The 17,293-nt window shown below is 71.0% G+C and carries 17 protein-coding genes and 1 pseudogene; 14 read left to right on the top strand and 4 right to left on the bottom strand.

Translation table 11 applies throughout. The features are described 5' to 3' along the window. The 3 genes from D1J51_RS15160 to D1J51_RS15150 form a co-directional block, all read left to right on the top strand. Positions 1–1,300: HNH endonuclease signature motif containing protein (locus D1J51_RS15160; RefSeq protein WP_205547949.1), on the top strand; the 1,300-nt coding region annotated here is incomplete at its 5' end. Between the two features lie 70 nt (positions 1,301–1,370). After that, entirely contained in the window at positions 1,371–2,636 is a 1,266-nt protein-coding gene (locus D1J51_RS15155; RefSeq protein WP_240423334.1) for an MFS transporter, read from the top strand. Between the two features lie 27 nt (positions 2,637–2,663). Continuing rightward, positions 2,664–2,945 (top strand): hypothetical protein, encoded by a 282-nt coding sequence (locus D1J51_RS15150; protein ID WP_119076615.1) that lies wholly within the window; start codon positions 2,664–2,666, stop codon positions 2,943–2,945. Here the strand turns inward: D1J51_RS15150 and D1J51_RS15145 are convergent. From D1J51_RS15145 to pepN, 3 genes are read right to left on the bottom strand one after another with little or no spacing between them, the layout of a single operon-like run. After that, complete coding sequence (locus tag D1J51_RS15145; RefSeq protein ID WP_305773787.1) at positions 2,942–3,397, bottom strand: globin; 456 nt, start codon at positions 3,395–3,397, stop codon at positions 2,942–2,944. The two genes, D1J51_RS15150 and D1J51_RS15145, sit on opposite strands and share 4 nt — an antisense overlap. Beyond that, complete coding sequence (locus D1J51_RS15140; protein ID WP_119076613.1) at positions 3,394–4,317, bottom strand: mechanosensitive ion channel family protein; 924 nt, start codon at positions 4,315–4,317, stop codon at positions 3,394–3,396. Before D1J51_RS15140 ends, D1J51_RS15145 begins: the two co-directional genes overlap by 4 nt. Continuing rightward, positions 4,318–6,903, bottom strand: a complete 2,586-nt coding sequence (gene pepN / locus D1J51_RS15135; RefSeq protein ID WP_119076611.1) for an aminopeptidase N — start codon at positions 6,901–6,903, stop codon at positions 4,318–4,320. It abuts the gene before it with no gap. Positions 6,904–7,018: 115 nt separating this feature from the next. Here pepN and D1J51_RS15130 point away from each other — a divergent pair, with 115 nt between their 5' ends. The 8 genes from D1J51_RS15130 to mshC all read left to right on the top strand — a co-directional run bounded on the left by D1J51_RS15130 (position 7,019) and on the right by mshC (position 13,481). Then, positions 7,019–7,627, top strand: coding sequence for a mycothiol-dependent nitroreductase Rv2466c family protein (locus D1J51_RS15130; protein WP_119076609.1), 609 nt, complete (start codon positions 7,019–7,021; stop codon positions 7,625–7,627). Between the two features lie 50 nt (positions 7,628–7,677). Next, complete coding sequence (locus tag D1J51_RS15125) at positions 7,678–8,169, top strand: ribose-5-phosphate isomerase (protein ID WP_119076607.1); 492 nt, start codon at positions 7,678–7,680, stop codon at positions 8,167–8,169. A 4-nt stretch (positions 8,170–8,173) separates the two neighbouring features. After that, the gene (locus tag D1J51_RS15120; RefSeq protein ID WP_119076605.1) at positions 8,174–9,172 is read left to right on the top strand and encodes an Fpg/Nei family DNA glycosylase; all 999 of its coding nucleotides are present in this window, start codon (positions 8,174–8,176) and stop codon (positions 9,170–9,172) included. A gap of 103 nt (positions 9,173–9,275) precedes the next feature. Next, positions 9,276–9,716, top strand: a complete 441-nt coding sequence (locus D1J51_RS15115; RefSeq protein ID WP_205547948.1) for a hypothetical protein — start codon at positions 9,276–9,278, stop codon at positions 9,714–9,716. Continuing rightward, positions 9,713–9,871: a hypothetical protein gene (locus D1J51_RS18045; RefSeq protein WP_162903881.1), complete on the top strand. Its 159-nt coding sequence runs from the start codon at positions 9,713–9,715 to the stop codon at positions 9,869–9,871. The genes D1J51_RS15115 and D1J51_RS18045 overlap by 4 nt, the downstream gene beginning before the upstream one ends. Before the next feature lie 53 nt (positions 9,872–9,924). Next, positions 9,925–11,262, top strand: coding sequence for a M20/M25/M40 family metallo-hydrolase (locus D1J51_RS15110; protein WP_119076603.1), 1,338 nt, complete (start codon positions 9,925–9,927; stop codon positions 11,260–11,262). Positions 11,263–11,334: 72 nt separating this feature from the next. Further along, a complete protein-coding gene (locus D1J51_RS15105) occupies positions 11,335–12,222 on the top strand; it encodes an undecaprenyl-diphosphate phosphatase (protein ID WP_119076601.1) in 888 nt (295 codons plus the stop codon). Further along, positions 12,219–13,481 (top strand): cysteine--1-D-myo-inosityl 2-amino-2-deoxy-alpha-D-glucopyranoside ligase, encoded by a 1,263-nt coding sequence (mshC, locus tag D1J51_RS15100; RefSeq protein WP_119076599.1) that lies wholly within the window; start codon positions 12,219–12,221, stop codon positions 13,479–13,481. The genes D1J51_RS15105 and mshC overlap by 4 nt, the downstream gene beginning before the upstream one ends. On the opposite strand, the gene D1J51_RS15095 is transcribed toward mshC, so the two are convergent. After that, positions 13,478–14,485 carry a PAC2 family protein gene (locus D1J51_RS15095; protein WP_119076597.1) on the bottom strand — a complete coding sequence of 336 codons (1,008 nt, stop codon included), beginning with the start codon at positions 14,483–14,485 and terminating at the stop codon, positions 13,478–13,480. The genes mshC and D1J51_RS15095 overlap by 4 nt on opposite strands. A gap of 84 nt (positions 14,486–14,569) precedes the next feature. Here D1J51_RS15095 and D1J51_RS18490 point away from each other — a divergent pair. The 3 genes and pseudogenes from D1J51_RS18490 to D1J51_RS15085 form a co-directional block, all read left to right on the top strand. After that, positions 14,570–15,130 (top strand): annotated as a pseudogene (locus tag D1J51_RS18490) (HAD family hydrolase); the annotation flags it as partial. Positions 15,131–15,238: 108 nt separating this feature from the next. Continuing rightward, a complete protein-coding gene (locus D1J51_RS18485; protein ID WP_256386025.1) occupies positions 15,239–16,330 on the top strand; it encodes a tRNA (adenine-N1)-methyltransferase in 1,092 nt (363 codons plus the stop codon). Positions 16,331–16,363: 33 nt separating this feature from the next. Continuing rightward, positions 16,364–17,290: a peptidylprolyl isomerase gene (locus tag D1J51_RS15085; RefSeq protein ID WP_119076593.1), complete on the top strand. Its 927-nt coding sequence runs from the start codon at positions 16,364–16,366 to the stop codon at positions 17,288–17,290. The last annotated feature ends 3 nt before the right edge of the window (positions 17,291–17,293 follow it).

The following is a 17,293-nucleotide window of genomic DNA, read 5'->3' as shown; positions in this document are numbered from 1 at the left end:
GGTCGGCGAGACGCTCTACGACGGCGCTGAGGCCGAGCCTGTTGTGCGCGCTGTTGGTGCGGGCGAGCGCGATACCGTGCCCGGCGAACCGGAGCCCTGGCACGCCCCGCTGAGGCGGGCGTTGCTGAGCGGCGGGATCTCGGCCGCACAGCACGACGCGATCAGGCGCGGGCTCGGACAGCCGCCTGATAGCTCCTGCGCGGAGGAGTCCGCGAGGTGTGTCGCGGCGTGGTCGTTGGCGGCGGCGGAGTTGGTCGCCGAGGCGGGGCATCGCACGGTCGAGGATCTCGCGAGGGCGGCGCGTGCGGTTCGGGATCGGCTCGACCCGGCGGGTGCCGAGGCGCGCTATCTCGCGCGGTACGAGCGGCGGTCCTTCCGGATGTGGACCGATGGGGAGGGGCTGCACCATGCCGAGCTGGTGAGCGATGATGTTTCGGCGGCGTGGTTGCGGTCGATCATCGATTCCGCGTTGCGTCCGCGGCGTGGCGGGCCGCGCTTCGTGGACCCGGCCGAGCGGGAGCGCGCGAAGACGCTTCTGGAGGATTCGCGCACGAACGCGCAGCTCGCCCACGACCTCATCATGGACCTCGTTCGGGCCGGTGCCCTGGCCGTCCCGGAGCAGGTGTACGGGACCCGGCAGGCCGGAGTGCGCCTCGTGCGGGTCATTGACAGCGACGGCGCGCCGGGCGCAGGGTTCTTCGAGGACGATCCCGCCCTGGTGCCGGCGGGCGTCTCGGAGCAGCAGGCCTGCGCCGGAGGCGTGGTGCCGGTCACGGTAGATCGGACCGGCAGACCTTTGGATGTCGGGCGTGAGCAGAGGCTCTACACTGCGAAGCAGCGGATCGCGCTCGCGGTCCGGGACGGCGGCTGCCGGTGGCCGGGCTGCGACCGTCCGCCCGCGTATTGCGAGGCGCATCACATCGATCACTGGCACGCGGACCAAGGCCGTACCGACGTCGACCGGGGCGTGCTGCTGTGCCGATTCCACCACATGCAACTCCACAGCAGCGGCTGGCGCATCGCCCGCAACACCAGCAACATCGTCGATGACGGGAGCACAGGATCCGGGAGCACAGGATCCGGGAGCACCGGAGACGGAGGCGCCGGCATCGAGGGTGCCGGCGATGGCCGGGCTGGCGATGGGCGGGCTGGAGATGGGCGGGCCGGAGCGGGGCAAGCCGGAGAGTTCGTACTCCACGACCCCGGCGGAGGGGCGACCCCGATGCCGCCACGCATCGAACTCCGCTACGCCTGGGCGAACACCGGGCCGCCCCGGCAGCGGTTCAGGCTCGTCGCCTGAACCGCGAGCGACCACGCTCCTCAATCTTCGGTCACGCCCTCGGTCGCGGGAATGCCGCTAGCCTGAGACGGTGCAGCAACCCGATGGCCCGCGCCGCTTCGCAACGCTCAGAAACCGGAGCTCGGGCACCTACATCGTCGGCGGCGCGCTATCGATGATGGCCGACAACGTCGAGCACGTGCTCGGCTACTGGGTGCTGTGGCAGACCTTCCAGTCGCCCTGGCTCGTCGGCTTCCAGATCGTCAGCCACTGGCTGCCGTTCCTGCTCTTCTCGGTGTACGCCGGCGCCCTCGCCCAGCGCTTCGACTGCAGACGCATCATCCAGGTCGCGCAGGGGCTCTTCATGCTCGTCTCGATCTGCTGGGGCGTGCTGTTCCTCACCGGAACGCTGGAGCTCTGGCACGCCTATGTGCTCCTCGTGCTGCACGGCATCGCCGGCTGCCTGTGGATGCCGGCCGAGCAGCTGATGCTCTACGACTTCGTCGGCCCGAGGCAGCTCCCGAGCGCGGTGCGCATCAACGCGACCTTCCGCAGCCTCGCGTTCATCGCGGGGCCCGTCGTCGGGTCGGCGCTGCTGATCGGGATCGGCCCCGCCTACGGCATGTTCGTCAACGTGCTCTTCTACCTGCCGCTCACGATCTTCCTCTTCCGCACCCGCTTCACCGGGCACGGGCGCGGGACGCGCGGGGATCCCGCCGCGCGTCCGGCGGAGCAGCGCGTGTCCTTCTTCGCGGCGTTCTCGGTATTCGGCACGGTGCGGCGGCACAGGCAGATCCTCGGGATGCTGCTGCTCACAGCTCTCGCGGGGATGACGCTCGGCCAGCTGCTGCAGAACGCGATGCCGGAGCTCGCGGAGATCCTCGGCGGGGACGCTGAGGGGACGGCCTACGGGATCCTGCTCTTCGCGAACGGGGCGGGGGGAGTGGTCGGCGGGTTCCTGCTCGAGGCGACGCGGAAGGTGCCTCCCACGGCCCCGATAGCCGTGGGCAGCGCGATCCTGCTCGGCGTCGCGACCGTCGTGTTCGCGAGCAGCGGGAGCCTCGTCGTAGCGGTGATCGCGCTCGCCATCGGCGGCGTGGCGAAGATCACGTCGGAGTCGACCGAGATGAGTATCGTGCAGCTGCAGGCGCCCGACGCGGAGCGCGGTCGCATGATCGGGGCCTACACGATGTTCGGTTCGGGATCGATGACGTTCGGCGGTGTGACCGCCGGCCTCCTCGGTTCGCTCTTCGGCATCCAGTCCGCGGTGCTCGTCTCGGGCGCGGTGCTCGCCGTGGGAGCCGCGGCCGTCGGCGTCTGGCTGCTGGCGCCTCGCGGGGAGACGAGGGAGCGGTAGCCGCGCTCGCCAGAACTCTCCCTCGGCGTGCAGGCGATCCGGCACCGCCACCGCACTGCGCTGCACGACCTGCGCCGGGTGCGCCTGACCTGGCGGCGGCAGACGCTGCAGATGCTCCAGCTCGGCCTGGCCTTCGTGGTGCTGGCGGCGATCTGCGACTCGGTCTGGGTGCTGGCCGCGAGCGCTGAGCGCGCCTGCTTCGGCAGCTCGCCGAAGCGCATGGCCGCGCTCGGCGCGACCGGCGGCGGCTTCGTGATCGCGCTCGGCCGCGCGCTGCTCTTCTCGGGCCCCCGGCAGCTGAGCAGTTAATCGAAGCGGTTGACCATCGCGAGCGCCGCCCGCTCGACGTACTCCCGCAACGCCGCGTCGTGCATCGGCGGCAGCGCCGCCTCGTCGAGCGCGGCGTGCATGTGCGCGAGCCAGCGCTCCTTCGCCTCGGGGGTGACGGGGAAGGGGGCGTGCCGCATGCGCAGCCTCGGGTGCCCCCGCTGCTCCGAGTAGGCGGTCGGGCCGCCCCAGTACTGCTCGAGGAAGGCGCGCAGCCGCCAGATGGCGCCCTCCCAGTCGGCGTCGGGATACATGGGGGCGAGCACCGGATCCTCGCGCACCCCGCGGTAGAACGCCCGCACGATGCGTTCGAAGGTCTCCGTGCCCCCCACCTGCGCCCACACGGTGTCGGTCACGGCGTCGCCGTTCTCGCCCGAGCGAAGCGTGAGCCTGGGCTGCGGGGAGCGCCCGGGATCGGGTGCTTGCGCGGTCACGGCTGCGCTCCCGGGAACCCGGGCAGCTCGGCCGCGAGCTGGATGCCTGCCGCGTCGAAGTTGCGCACCAGGATGGGCCGCAGCGCGCGCTGCACCTCCCACTGCGCCTCCGGGCGGGTGCGGATCGCGAGGCGTATCGTGGCCCGATCCCCGAAGACGCTCTCGACCCCCCAGACCTCCGGTTCGCCGGTGATCTTCCGGGCGATCTTCGGAAGCTCGAGGAGTTCCCTGGCCGAGTCGTACGCCACGCGCTCCACCTCGGCGAAGTCGGCGCTGCCCTCGACCGTGACGTCGATGAGGGCGCGTCCCCACCCCTGCGAGGTGTTGCCGAGGGTGAGGATCTCGCCGTTGCGCACGAACCAGAGCGTGCCGTCGAGCCCGCGCACCTGCGTGACGCGGATCCCGACGTCCTCGACCGTGCCGCTGATCGCTCCGATCGTCACGAAGTCGCCGACGCCGAGCTGATCCTCGAACACCATGAAGATGCCGTTGAGGATGTCCTTCACGATGTTCTGCGCGCCGAAGGCGAGGCCCGCGGCGACGACGCCCGCGGAGGCGAGCAGCGCGGTCAGGTTGAATCCCAGCTGTCCGAGGACCATCACGGTCGCGATGGTGATGATCACCCAGGAGATGACGTGCCGCCCGATCGTGCCGAGCGTGCGCGTGCGCTGCACGGCGCGGGCGTTCAGCCGCGGGGAGGTCACGAGCTCCTGCGTCGACTCGACGTCCTGCGACTTCTTCACTCCCCGGACGATGCGGCTCACCGCGCGCTTCAGCAGCACGCGCAGCACCCAGTGCAGGATGACCGCCGCGACGATGATGAACACGACGCGGATCGGCACCTGGTAGTCGGTGACGAAGGTCGTGAACGCCGATCCGATGTTCGCGGCCGCCTGCTCCACCTCGTTGCCCCCGTTCACTCAGACCTCCCGATCGATCTGCTGGGCGCGCAGGGCGCGCAGGGTGCCGGAGAGGTGCTCCGCGACCATCCGCCGCGGCGCGGCCGGCGCCTCGGGGTGGGCGTCGAGCCAGGCGCGCGTCGCCTCTGCGAGCTCCGCGCTGGCGAGCGGCGCCGGGTAGAATCCCTCGATCAGCTCCTCGGCGATCGCGTAGCTGCGCGATTCCCACACGGGCAGCAGCGCCGCGAAGAACCGTTCGACGTACGGCTCGAGCAGCTCGAGGTCGTGAGCCCGGGCGAAGCCGAGTCCCGTCGCGCGCACGATGGCGTTGGGCTTGTCGCTCTCGTCGAAGACGGATGCCCAGGCGCGGGCCTTGTCCTCGGGTGTGGGGAGCGCCGCGCGGGCGTGCGCCGCCGACTGGTTGCCTGTGGCGGTGAGGTCCTCGGCGAGACGCGCCTCGATCTGCTCGTCGGTCGCGCGGCCGCCGGCGGCCAGCGCGATGAGCAGTTCCCAGCCGAGGTCGGTGTCGATGTCGAGGCCGTCGAGCGGCAGGGAGCCGTTGAAGAGGCCCTGCACCGTGTCGAGCTGCTCCTCGCTCGCGGCCAGCTGGCCGAAAGCCTTGACGAATTGGAACTGGTTGTCCGAGCCGGGCTCGGCGTCGACAGCCCGCTGCCACAGCGCGTCGGCCACGCGCTCGAGCGTCGCGTCCCGCTTGGCGGGGGCCACGTAGCTCGACGCGACGAGCAGCAGCTGGTTCAGCAGGGTGCGGAGGGTCGTGGAGGCGGTCTCGCGCGCGATGTGCGTCAGCACGACGTCGACGAAGTGCGAGGCGGCGAGCTCCCCGTCCCTCGTCGCGTCCCAGAGGGTGCCCCAGAGCAGTGCCCGGGCGAGCGAGTCCTCGAAGGCGCCCAGGTGCGCCGACGCGGTCTCGAGCGAGCGGTCGTCGAGCCGGATCTTCGCGTACGTGAGGTCGTCGTCGTTGAGCAGCAGCAGGTCGGGCTGCGCGGTGCCGATGAGCTCGGGCACCTCCGTGCGCGCGCCGTCGACGTCGAGTTCGAGGCGGCGCACCCTGCGCACGGCGTCGCCTCCGACCGCGTAGAGTCCCACGGCGATGCGGTGCGGCCGCAGGGTCGGGTACTGCGGGATCGCCGTCTGCTCGATCGCGAAGCTCGTGTAGCGGCCCTCGGAGTCCACCTCGAAGACCGGCCTCAGCGTGTTGACGCCCGCGGTCTCGAGCCAGAGCCCCGACCACTCCGCGAGGTCGCGCCCGCTCTGCGCCTCGAGTTCGGTGAGCAGGTCCGCGAGCTCCGTGTTGGAGTGGTGGTGCTTCGCGAAGTAGTGGTGGACGCCGCGCATGAAGGGCTCGCGCCCCACCCAGGCGACGAGCTGCTTGAGCACCGAGGCGCCCTTGGCGTAGGTGATGCCGTCGAAGTTGACGAGCACGTCCTCGAGGTCCCGGATCTCGGCGACGATGGGGTGGGTGGAGGGCAGCTGGTCCTGCCGGTACGCCCACGACTTCTCGGAGGCGGCGAAGGTGGTCCAGCACTCGTTCCACTCGGTCGCCTCGGCCACGCCGAGGGTCGACATGTACTCCGCGAACGACTCGTTGAGCCACAGATCGTTCCACCAGCGCATCGTGACGAGATCGCCGAACCACATGTGGGCCAGTTCGTGCAGGATCGTGACCACCCGGCGCTCGCGCATGGCGTCGGTGACCTGGCTGCGGAAGACATAGGCCTCCGTGAAGGTGACCGCGCCGACGTTCTCCATGGCGCCCATGTTGTACTCGGGCACGAAGAGCTGGTCGTACTTGTCGAAGGGGTACGGGTACTCGAACTGCTCCTCGAAGAAGGCGAAGCCCTCGCGGGTCTTCTCGAAGATGTAGTCGGCGTCGAGGTACTCGCCGAGCGATGCGCGGCAGAACACCCCCAGCGGGATCGTGCGCCCGTCTCGGCTCGTCAGCTCGCTGCGCACGACCCGGTAGGGGCCTGCGATGAGGGCGGTGATGTAGCTCGACATGATCGGGGTCGGCTCGAACGTCCAGGTGGCGATCGGCTGCGCGGCTCGGTCCGCGCCCTGGGCGCCCGGCTTCTCGCCCGCCGGAACGGGGTCGGGCGTCGGCTGGTTGCTCACGACCTCCCACCGGGCCGGGGCGGTGACCGTGAACTGGAAGGCCGCCTTCAGGTCGGGCTGCTCGAACACAGCGAACATGCGGCGCGAATCGGGCACCTCGAACTGTGAGTAGAGGTAGACCTCGCCGTCCGCCGGGTCCACGAAGCGGTGCAGCCCCTCGCCGGTGTTGGTGTAGCGCTGCGTCGAGGCGATGCGCACCGTGTTGTGCGCCGCCAGGCCGGGCAGCTGCACGCGGGAGTCGGCGAAGACCTGCGCCGGATCGAGCGCGGTGCCGTTCAGCTCGACGCTCTCGACCGAGTCGGCGACGAGGTCGACGAAGGTCGAAGCGCCCTCTTCCGCGGCGAACCGGATGGTGGTGACCGCGGCGAAGGTCTCGGCACCGGTCGTGAGGTCGAGCGCGACCTCGTAGCGCTCGGTCGAGACGACGCGCGCTCGCTCGCGGGCCTCATCGCGGGTGAGGTTCGTTCCTGGCACTGATGCTCCTGACGAGTGTGGTGATCGGTCGGCGGCACAAGCCTATGCCCGCGCCCTGGACGCCGGCGTGGAGGGCGCGGTTCCGCCGTTCCCCGCCGCTCGCTAGGCTGGGCGCATGAGCAACGCAGCATCCCCCTCAGTCGAGTTCTACTTCGACCCGATCTGCCCCTGGTGCTGGATGACCAGCCGCTGGGCCGCAGAGGTCGCCGAGACGCGCGGCTTCGAGATCGACTGGCGGCCCATCAGCCTCCAGATCGTCAACGAGGGCGAAGATCCGGGGTCTCTCGCCGAGGTGATGCGGCAGGGGCACCGCATGGGGCAGGTCGCCCTCGCGGTCGGCGCCGAGGCGGGATCCGCCGCCGTGGGCGCGCTGTACACGGAGATGGGGACGAGGATCCACCCCGGGGCCCGCACCGACTACGACGAGATCATCCTGGAGTCGCTCGCCGCGGTCGACGGCGTCTCGACCGGCCTGCTCGAGGCGGCCGGCCGGCCCGACGATGCGCAGCTGCGGGAGAACACCCGCCACGCGCTCGAGATCGCCGGCCCCGACGTCGGGGTGCCGATCATCTCGATCGACGGGGTGGCCTTCTTCGGTCCCGTGGTCACGCCGGCCCCGACGGGCGAGGCGGCGCTGCAGCTGTGGGACGGGATCTACGCCGCCGCGAGCGTGCCCGGCTTCTACGAGCTGAAGCGGGGCCGCACCGAGGGCCCGAAGTTCTGAGCGATCGAGCGCCGCGCTCCCGCGGGTCGGCGCCCGATAGGCTGGGGCCCATGCGCATCCACATCGCCACGGACCACGCCGGACTCGAGTTCAGCCGGCGGCTGCAGCAGCACCTGCGCGACCAGGGCCACGAGGTCGTCGACCACGGCCCGGTCGAGTACGACGCGCTCGACGACTATCCGTCGTTCTGCATCAACGCCGCGCTGGGCGTGGCCCGTGACGAGCGCGACGGCGTCGAGGCGCTCGGGGTCGTCTTCGGCGGTTCGGGCAATGGCGAGCAGATGGCGGCGAACAAGGTCGAGGGCATACGCGCCGCGCTGGTGTGGAGCGAATCGACGGCCGCGCTGGCCCGCGAGCACAACGACGCCAACGTGGTCTCGATCGGTGCGCGGCAGCACCCGATCGAGGATGCGATCCGGTTCATCGACCTGTTCATCGCGACGCCCTTCAGCGGCGACGAGCGCCACGTGCGCCGCATCTCGCAGCTCGGCGAGTACGAGCGCACGGGAGCGATCGCCGGCAAGCGGATCGACGGGCGCTAGACGCATGCCCGAGGGCCATTCCGTCCATCGCATCGCCAGGCAGTTCGGCGTCAACTTCGTCGGCACCGCCCCGCAGGTGAGCAGCCCGCAGGGGCGCTTCGCCCAGGGGGCCGCGATCCTCGACCGTCACGAGATGCTCGACGCCCGAGCGGTGGGCAAGCAGATGTTCCTCGAGTTCGAGGGCGGCCACTGGCTGCGGGTGCACCTCGGCATCTACGGCGCCTGGGACTTCGCGGGCGAGGTGCGGATCGATCCCGCCATCCAGATCCACGCGACGAGGTTCGGGCGAGGCCGCCTCGGGCAGACCGGAATGGCGGGCGTCGTGGACGGGCCGGTCGACGGGGCCGGAGAAGACTCAGTGACCTCGATCGGCGCGCCGCGCCGCACGCGGGTGCACATGGCCGAGACCGACCGGGAGGATCCGGTCAACGGCGTCTTCCCTCCCGATCCGGTCGGGCAGGTGCGGGTGCGGCTGCTGAACGAGGCGGTCTGCGCCGACCTGCGCGGCCCGACGGCCTGCGAGGTGCTGACGCCCGCGGAGGTGGACGCGGTGATCCAGCGCCTCGGCCCCGATCCCGCGAACGCGAACACGCCCGAGGAGCGCCGCCGCTTCGTCGACCGCGCGCGACGGAAGCGGACGCCGATCGGCCTGGTGCTGATGGATCAGTCGGTCGTGGCGGGCATCGGCAACGTCTACCGGGCCGAGATGCTGTTCCGAGCCGGCCTCGACCCGCACACTCCGGCGAGCTCGCTCGACCGAGCGGCGCTCGAGGCGCTGTGGGACGACTGGGCTCACCTGCTCGGCATCGGGATCACGGTCGGGCAGATGATCACGATCGACGGGCTCGAGGGCGAGGCGTACCAGCGGGCGCTGCGGGATCGCGACGAGCGCCACTGGGTCTACAAGCTCGAGGGCACGCCCTGCAAGCGCTGCGGCACGAACATCGTGCTCGAGGAGTTCGGCGCCAGAAAGCTGTACTGGTGCCCCGGCTGCCAGACCTGACGGCGCTCAGCCCGATTCCGGCGACGTGTTGCTAGGCTTGGGGCGGGCTGCGGCCCGCAGGGCCGGTCCGCACATCGACCGGGCAACCGAACGAGGGGAAGCCATGAACTCCGTGACCGCACCTCCGGATCAGGAGCAGAGCCTGGATGGGGCGGCTGCGCGACCCGCCGTCGAGCGCTCGGCAGCCGACCGCTTCATGCGCAGGCTGCTCCGGGTGCGGGAGGTGGACCGTTCCGCGAAGACGGAGCGCGAGGCGCACCGCGGCTTCCGGGTGTCGATGATCGTCTCGGGCGTGCGCTGTCTGATCAGCTACCTGCTGGTGCCGATCCTCGTGCCGATCATCGGCTTCGCCGGGGTGTTCGCGGCCCCCGTCGGCATCGCGTTGTGCGTGGTGGCGGTGGTCAACGGCGTGTACAGTCTGCGCAGGTTCTGGATAGGCGACCACCGGTCCCGGTGGATGTACACGTGGTTCATCGCCGTCGTATTCGTCATCCTCGCCATCGCCATGGCCACCGATATCTCGAGAATCGTGAGTTCGATATGACCTCCAACCGCACCGATGAGCAGCCGGAGCCGCTTATGAGCGACGCCGAGGAGTCGCCGCAGAGCCTGCCGCCGAAGGCGTGGGTGACGCTCGTGCTCTTCGCCGCATTCGTGCTCGCGTTCGGTTCCTGCGCTTCGCTCTTCATGTTCAACTGATCGGCGTTGCCCCTCCGAACCTCCGTGTCGGAGGCTCCGGCTACGCTGGACGCATGAGCATCGAGACGACCGGGCGCGGGAGCGCCGAATCAGCCGAACCCCCGCTGTCCGAAACCGCGCGAATCGCCCGCGACCTCATCCGGATCGACACCACCAATCGCGGCGGCGGCGACGCGGAAGCCGAGCGGCCGGCCGCCGATTACGTCGCGGCGTATCTGCGCGAACTCGGGCTCGCGCCGCAGATCTTCGAGTCGGCACCGGGCCGGGCGAGCGTGGTCGCCCGCGTGCCGGGCGCCGACCGGAGCCTACCGGCGATGGTGCTGCACGGGCACCTCGACGTCGTGCCCGCGGATCCGGAGAACTGGAGCGTCGGCCCCTTCGAGGGTGCGGTGAGAGACGGCATGCTGTGGGGCCGGGGCGCCGTCGACATGAAGGATATGGACGCGATGATGCTCACGGCCGTCGCGGAGCTGCTGCGCGCCGGAGAGCGGCCGCGGCGGGAGATCGTCCTCGCCTTCTTCGCCGACGAGGAGAACGGCGGCGTCTTCGGCTCCCACTACCTGGTCGAGCACCATCCGGAGCTGTTCGCGGGCGCGGCCACGGCCGTGAGCGAGGTCGGCGGATACTCCATCGACGTGGCGGGCACCCGCGCCTACCTCATCCAGACGGGCGAGAAATCGCTCGATTGGATCCGCCTGCGCGCGCGCGGCACCGCAGCGCACGGGTCGCGCGTGTGGCGCGACAACGCCGTCACGCGGCTCGCCGAGGCTGTCGCGGCGCTCGGGCGCCACGAGTGGCCGGTCGTGCTCTGCGAGACCACCCGGCAGCTGGTGCACGAGATCGCCGCGATCCTGGGGGAGGACCCGTTCGAGGTCGAGCCGGAGGTCCTGGTGCTGCGGCTGGGCAGCGGAGGGGGGTTCATCCAGGCGAGCCTGCGTAACACGAGCAACCCGACCGTGCTCTCCGCCGGATACAAGCACAACGTGATCCCCGATACGGCCGAGGCGCTCGTCGACGTGCGCGCGCTGCCCGCCGAGCAGCGGTCGGTGCTCGACGAGGTGCGGCGCATCGTCGGCCCCGGCATCGAGGTCGAGACGGTGCACTCGGACATCGGCCTCGAGGCGCCCTTCGGCGGCGAACTGGTCGAGGCGATGACGGCGAGCTTGCGGCGCGCGGATCCCGACGCCCGCGTGCTGCCCTACCTCCTCTCCGGCGGCACCGACAACAAGGCGCTCTCGCGGCTCGGCATCACGGGATACGGCTTCGTGCCGTTGCGTCTTCCGGCCGACCTCGACTTCCCGGGCATGTTCCACGGGGTCGACGAGCGGGTGCCGCTCGACGCGCTCGACTTCGGGCATCGCGTGCTCGTGGACCTGCTGCGCACCTACTGAGCGGAGCGCTGGGCTATCCTGGACGGCGGCCCGGATCTCGCGCGGTGCGTCGCGTCGCCATGAAAGGAAACGATGGGAATCTTCGAGGCGATCATCCTCGGCATCATCCAGGGGCTCACCGAGTTCCTCCCGATCTCGTCGAGCGCCCACCTGCGCATCGCGAGCGAGCTGCTCGGCATCGGGGACGCAGGCGCTGCCTTCACCGCGATCACGCAGATCGGCACCGAGGCCGCGGTCGTGGTGTTCTTCTGGCGCGACATCGTGCGCATCATCGGCCGCTGGTTCCGGTCGCTCGCGGGGTCCGTGCCGCGGAGCGACCCCGATGCCCTGATGGGCTGGTGGATCATCCTCGGCTCCGTCCCCATCGTGGTGCTGGGCCTGCTCTTCCAGGACCAGATCGAGACCACGCTGCGTTCGCTGTGGTTCGTCGCCACGACGCTCATCGTGTTCGGCATCCTGCTCGGGATCGCCGACCGCGCCGGCCGCAACGAGCTCCCGCTCGAGCGGCTGACCTGGAAGCACGGCCTCATCTACGGCTTCGCCCAGGCGCTGGCTCTGATCCCGGGCGTCTCCCGCTCCGGGGGCACCATCACCGCCGGCCTCCTCATGGGCTACAAGCGCGAGGCGGCCGCGCGGTACTCGTTCCTGCTCGCCATCCCCGCGGTGCTCGGATCCGGCTTCTTCCAGCTCTTCAAGGAGGTGCGGGAGCCGAGCGGCGGCGCGCCGATGTCGATGACCCTCGTCGCCTCGGTGGCGGCGTTCGTCGTGGCCATCTTCGTGATCAAGTTCTTCATGAGCTACATCTCGAGGCGCAGCTTCATGCCCTTCGTGGTCTACCGGATCCTGCTCGGCATCGCGATCATGGTGCTGCTGGGCACCGGCGTGCTGACAGCAGAGGGCGGCACCGCCGTCGCGCAGGGCGCCGCGGCTGTCGCGGCGACGAGCGGGGTGGCGCTGTGAGAACCTGGACCCCGCCCGTCGTCCCGCAGCTGCCCGGCGAGGGAGTCGCACCCAAGCTCTTCAACACCGCGAGCGAGCGCCTCGAGTACCCCGCCATCCCCGAGGGGCGGGCGCTGCTCTACGTCTGCGGCATCACCCCCTACGACGCGACGCACCTGGGTCACGCCTTCACCTATCTGGCGTTCGACGTCATGCTGCGCGCCTGGCGCGACTCCGGCATCGAGACCGTGTACGCGCAGAACATCACCGACGTCGACGACCCGCTGCTGGAGCGGGCGCGCGACACGGGCGTCGACTGGCGCGAGCTGGCCGACGCGCAGATCGGGCTGTTCCGCTCCGACATGTTCCGCATGGGGATGATCCCGCCCGACCACTACGTGGCGGTCACGGAGCAGATCGACGCGATCGCCTCCGCCGTGCGGGAGCTGGTGGATCGCGGCTTCGCCTACCGGGTGCCCACCGCGGAGGCGGAGGGCGAGGACGTCTACTTCGACACCGACGCGGCCGGACGCTCCTCGCAGTGGCGCCTGGGCGACGTGGCCCCCTACGAGCGGGACCTCATGCTGCGACTGAGCGCGGAACGGGGCGGCGACCCCGACCGGCCGGGCAAGCGCAACCCGCTCGATCCGCTGCTGTGGCGAGCGGCGCGCGCGGGCGAACCGAGCTGGGAGTCGCCGGTGGGCGAGGGGCGTCCCGGCTGGCACATCGAGTGCTCGGTCATCGCGACACGGACGCTCGGCGGAGCCTTCACGGTGCAGGGAGGGGGATCCGACCTGATCTTTCCCCACCACGAGTACACCGCAGCGCACGCTACGGCGCTCTCGGGCACCCCGCTCGCGCACGCCTACTGCCACGCGGGCCTCGTGTCCTACCAGGGGCACAAGATGTCGAAGTCGCGCGGCAACCTGGTGTTCCTGTCGAAGCTGCTCGACGGCACTCACAGCGGTGCTCCGGCCGCCGATCCCTCCGCCGTCCGTCTCGGGCTGCTCGCGCATCACTACCGCTCCGAGTGGGAGTGGCACGACGGCGATCTCGGCACCGCGACCCGCCGACTCGAGGCCTGGCGCAGCGGCCTGGCGCGCTCCACCGGCGATCCGGCTTCGTCGACCGGCGTGCTGCAGCAGCTGCGGGCCGCGCTCGCCAACGATCTCGACACGCCGGTGATGCTCGCGACGCTCGACGCCGCACTCGATCGCGGCGTCGACGATCCGGGCCTCATCGCCTCCGCCGTCGACGCGCTGCTCGGCGTGAGGCTCTAGGCCGGGTCGCCCTCCTCGGGCCCGGCGGCTCCCGGGTCCGCGTCCCCGTTCCCATCCGGAGCCTGCCCCGCATCGCCCGCGCGCGGGGGCCGGTGGTCCCGCTCGAGGAACTTCTCGAACTCCATCGCGATCGCGTCGCCGGTGGTCTCGGCCGCGAGCGCCTCGTCGCGCGACTCCTCGAGCCGCCGGATGTACCGCGACATCTCCTCGTCGGCAGCGGCGATGCGGTTGATGTTGGTCTCCCACTCGTTGGCCTGGGCCAGCAGCTCGCCGCGGGGGATCACGATGTCGAGCAGCTCCTCGAGCTTGTCGAGCAGAGCCAGCGTCGCCTTGGGGGACGGGGTGCTGTGCACGTAGTGCGGCACCTGCGCCCACAGCGAGACCGGCGGGATGCCGGCGTCAGCGAGCGCCAGATCGACCACGGAGGAGATGCCGGCCGGCCCCTCGTAGCTGCTGCGCTCGGCACCGGTCTGCGCCCGCAGCTCGGCGCTCTCGGAGGTGAGCGTCGTGACGATGGGCCGCGAGTGCGGGGCGTCCGAGAACATCGACCCGAGGATGATGACGGTGTCGATCGCCCACACGTCGATGAGTTCCACCACTTCGTCGGCGAAGTTCTGCCAGTCCCGAGCGGGCTCCACCCCGGCCAGCAGGAAGAGGTCGGTGACCGGACTGCCGTCGAGCCGGCGCACCGTCTCGGCGCCGCTCTCGGGGGCGCCCTCGGCGCCGGTGCTGCTCGGCTCCGCCGGATCGCCCGGGCGCTGCACCGGGCCGAAGAGCCGGGTGTCGGGCCATTCGAGCGCGCGCTTGCCGTTCGCTTCGAGCATGAGGCGGGGGCGATGCACCTGGAAGTCGACATAGCCCTCCGAGCTGATGACGTGCAGCACCTCGACGTCGAGCAGCTCGCCGAGGTGCTGCAGTACGTCGGTGGTCGCGTCGCCCGCGTCGCTCCAGCCCTGGAACGCGGCGATGAGAACGCGGGGGTACGGGGCTGCGGGTGGGGTCACGAAGCGGCGCTCCTCGGGTCGGGACGGGTGTGCTCCAGGATATCGGCTGCTGCGGGGCTGGTGCGGATCGCTAGACTTGCTGGGATGAGCGCGACCCCTGATCGAACCGGCCCCGCCGCCGTGCTGTGGGACATGGACGGCACACTGATCGACTCCGAGCCGCTCTGGCTCGACGCCGAGCTCGCGATGCTCGCCCGGTACGGGATCGAGCTGAGCCCCGAGGTGCGCGAGCGGATGGTCGGCTCGGGCCTGCGGGCGGCGGCGGGCCTGTTCCAAGAGCTCGGCGTGCCCCTCGGCGTCGACGAGATCGTGGCGGAGTGGGCGGCGGCCGTGATCTCCGGACTGCGAGGCTCGACGCCGCAGTGGCGTCCCGGCGCTCTCGAACTGCTCTCCTCGCTCGCCGAGGCGGGCGTGCCCTGCGCGCTCGTCACCATGTCGGTGCGTTCGATCGCCGATGTCGTGCTCGAGATGCTCCCGGAGGGGACCTTCGTCGCCAGCGTGACGGGAGACGAGGCGGCTCATGAGAAGCCGCACCCGGATCCCTACCTGCGCGGCGCGGAGCTGCTCGGCGTGGCGATCGAGGACTGCCTGGCGATCGAGGACTCCACGCCCGGGCTCACCGCCGCCCGCGCCTCGGGGGCGATCGCGATCGGCGTCCCGAACCTCGTGGACCTCTCGGAGGCGCCGGCGCACGAGCTGTGGCCGACGCTCGCCGCCGTGGACGCGCAGCGGCTCGCCGAGCGCTTCACCGCGCTGCGGACGGGATTCCCGGGAACCGGGGAGGCACCGCCTCGCGGCCCGCTCGACGGAACTCCCGCGCCTCGCGGCCCGCTCGGCTACGGCGACCGCGTGCAGCTCACGGGGCCGAAGGGGCGCATCAACACCATCACGCTCGTGCCGGAGGGGGAGTTCCACAGCCACCGGGGCATGATCCGCCACGGGGAGCTGGCGGGGCTGCCGGACGGCTCGGTCGTGACGAACAGCAGCGGCGAGGAGTACCTCGCGCTGCGCCCCCTGCTCTCCGACTTCGTGATGTCGATGCCGCGCGGCGCGGCGATCGTCTACCCGAAGGACGCGGCGCAGATCCTGTCGCTCGCCGATATCTTCCCCGGCGCGCGCGTGGTCGAGGCGGGGGTGGGGTCGGGTGCGCTGTCGCTCCACCTGCTGCGCGGGATCGGGCCGGAGGGGCGCCTCTACTCGTTCGAGCGCCGCGAGGAGTTCGCCGACATCGCCCGCGGCAACGTCGCCGCGTTCACGGGCCGCGCCCCCGAGAACTGGACCGTCACGGTCGGGGACCTGCAGCGGGCGCTGCCCGCCACCTGCCCGGAGGGCGGCATCGACCGCGTCGTGCTCGACATGCTCGCCCCCTGGGAGTGCGTCGGCGTCGCGGCGGAGGCCCTCGCGCCCGGCGGGGTGATCATCTGCTACGTGGCGACGGCGACGCAGCTCTCCCGCACGGCGGAAGAGATCCGGCGCAGCGGCTCGTTCACGCACCCGCAGTCCTCCGAGACGATGGTGCGCGGCTGGCACGTCGAGGGGCTCGCGGTGCGGCCCGACCACCGCATGGTCGCCCACACGGGTTTCCTCGTCACGGCGCGTCGGCTCGCCCCGGGAGCGATCCTGCCCGGGCTCAAGCGCCGCGCCTCCAAGAGCGACTTCACCGACGACGACCTGGCCAGCTGGCTCCCCGATCTCGGAGGCCGGGAACCCTCGGAGGTGTGGACCGCCGAGGTCGTGGGCGATCGGGGCAAGAGCGACCGGGTGCTGCGCAAGAAGGTGCGAGAGGCGCAGCGCTTCGCCCGTGAGCGAGCTGACGGCGGGGCTCACCCCGATTCGATAGGATAGCGAGGTTCGTACAGGCTTCCGTGAGAGGTGCATATGCTTCGTCGACTCGTCCCCGCAACCGCAGCGGCGGTGCTGCTCCTCGCCGGCGTGACCGGCTGCAGCGCTCAGCAGTCCGCCGCCGCCGATTGCGAGCCGCGGCTCAAGCCGGGTGTACTCAGTGACACCGTGACCGTGCAGGGCGCCTTCGGTGAGGCGCCGCAGGTCTCGGTTCCGAAGCAGACCGAGATCCTCACGTCGCAGCGCACCGTCGTCGAATCGGCCGAGGATCGCACCGACGTCGCGAGCGAGGGATCGCTCGTCGGCGTGAACATGGCGTTCTTCGACTCCGCGAGCGGGAATCAGCTCTATGCGAGCCCGGGATTCTCCCAGGCGAAGGGGTCGCCCGAGTTCCTGATGATCGATCGCAAGAATTCCAACCCGCTCAGCGAGGCCGTGCGGTGCACCTCGCCGGGCGACCGGGTGGTGCTGGCGATGTCTCCCAAGGAGAGCGCGCAGCTCGGCGCCCAGCTCCGCAGCACGTCCACCGCGCCCATCGTGGGCGTCATCGACACGGTTTCCGCGGGCCCGCTCACGGCCCGAGGCTCTGTTCGCGGCCTGCCATCTGGCTACCCCGCGGTCGTCACCAACGAGAAGGGCCGCCCGGGAGTCGTGCTGCCCCCGCGCGATGCCCCCGCGGGCACCAGCTCGGCGGTGCGCATCGCGGGCGACGGTGCGAAGGTGGCCGCGAGCGACAACGTCATCGCGCAGGTCCTCAGCGTCGGCTGGGACGGTCAGGAGCAGACGAACAGCTGGGACACGGGTGTCATGGCGCTCGGCGCCGAGGATCAGGTCGCGCAGTCGGGCTTCACGTTCCGCGGAGAGCTGACCGGTAAGACGGTCGGATCGCAGGTGGTCGTCATCGATCGGCCGCAGGGCGGCGACGCCCGGGTGGTGGTGGTCGACATCGTGGGCGTCGGCTGAGGC

Origin of the sequence: Leucobacter sp. wl10, from assembly GCF_003569785.1 — a bacterium.
Lineage (GTDB): Bacteria > Actinomycetota > Actinomycetes > Actinomycetales > Microbacteriaceae > Leucobacter.
Note: the sequence above shows the minus strand (reverse complement) of the source record. Positions and strands in the feature narration are given on the sequence as shown.